Below are 1663 nucleotides of genomic sequence, written 5' to 3'. Positions count from 1 at the left end.
GCGGCCGGCGGGCGAGGGCGCCGCGCAACCCGCGCCGGCCGCGCCGCTGACGCTGCATCCCGAATCGCTGGCCTATGTGATCTACACCTCCGGCTCGACCGGCACGCCGAAGGGCGTGGCGATCGCGCACGGCGCGCTGGCCCTGCACCTGGAGGACTTCCTGCACGACCACCGCATCGCGGAAACCGATACGGTGCTGCAATCCTCCACCATCAATTTCGACGTCGCGCTGCACGAGCTGTTGCCGGCGCTGATCGCGGGCGGGCGCGTGGTGATGCGCGGCCCGCGCGCCTGGGAACTGGACACGCTCAACCGCACGCTGATCGACGAGCGCGTCACTTTTGCGCGAATCCCGACCGCGCTATGGCAGCAATGGCGCATCGCGCTGCCGGCCGCGCGGGACCTGTCGCTGCGGCAGATCACGGTGGGCGGCGAGGGCCTGCCCGGCGATGCACTCGCGAAGTGGCTCGACGGCCCGCTCGCGAGCGTGGCGATCGACAATCTCTACGGGCCCACCGAAACCACGGTGGCCGCGCTGCATCATCCGGTCGGCGTCGCGGACGCTTCCAGCGCGATCGTCGCGATCGGCCGCTGCTACCCGTCGCGCCATGCCTATGTGGCCGACCTGGACGGCAACCGCGCGCCCGACGGCGCGCTCGGCGAACTCTGCATCGGCGGGCCGACGCTCGCGCACGGCTACCTGGGCCGGCCCTCGCTGACGGCCGAGCGCTTCGTGCCCGATCCGACCGGCGCGCCCGGCTCGCGCGTCTATCGCAGCGGCGACCTGTGCCGCGCGCGGCCCGACGGCGTGATCGACTTCCTCGGCCGGCTCGACCAGCAGATCAAGCTGCGCGGCCATCGCATCGAGCTCGGTGAGATCGAGGCGGCGCTCAGGCGTGCAACCGGCGTGCGCGAGGGCGTGGTCGAGCTGCGCGGCGCGGGCGAGCGCAAGCGGCTGGTGGCCTACTACACCGGCGAGGCCAGCCCGCAGGCGGTGTGCGAGGCGCTCGCGGCCGGCTTGCCGGCCTCGCACCTGCCGTCGGTCTGCGTCGCGCTGGCCGCGCTGCCGACGCTGCCCAACGGCAAGCTCGACCGGCGCGCGCTGCCCGAGCCCGACGATACCGTCGAGACCGGCGCGGTGCCGCCCGAAGGTCCGCTCGAAACCGCCTTGCTGGCGATCTGGCAGACCGTGCTCGGGCGCGGCGATTTCGGCGTGACCGACAGTTTCTTCGCGCTCGGCGGCGATTCGATCTCCAGCCTGCGCGTGATCGCCCAGGCGCGCTCGGCGGGCTGGATCGTGACGGCGCGGCAGGTGTTCGAGCATTCGAGCGTGCGCGAGCTGGCACGGGTCGCCGAGCGCGCCGAGGCGGGCGAGGGCGGCACGAGTGACGGGGGCGACGGGGGCGACGCGGGCGACGAAGCCGCCTCGGACATGCCGCTGGCGGCGCCGCTCGTGCCGATGCAGCACTGGTTCTTCGAGCAGTTCCCCGATGCGCCTTCGCGCTGGAACCAGTCGGTGCTGCTGGCCAGCGCCGAGCCGCTCGATGCCGGCGCCTTGCGCGGCGCGCTGGCGGCGGTGCTGGCCACGCACGACGCGCTGCGCGCGCGTTTCACGCGCGAGGCGGCCGGCCAGGCCTGGACGCAGACCATCGTGCCGGCTTCC

The 1663-nt window shown here is 73.7% G+C and carries 1 protein-coding gene; it reads left to right on the top strand.

Annotated features, from left to right (window positions below; translation table 11 throughout):
- On the top strand, nt 1-1663 hold a 1663-nt coding region (locus F3J10_RS35550; RefSeq protein ID WP_167244042.1), incomplete at both ends, for an AMP-binding protein.

The organism is Burkholderia sp. Cy-637, from assembly GCF_011753175.1.
GTDB classification, from domain to species: Bacteria; Pseudomonadota; Gammaproteobacteria; order Burkholderiales; family Burkholderiaceae; genus Burkholderia; species Burkholderia gladioli.
This window is presented reverse-complemented; position numbering and strand designations above follow the sequence as displayed.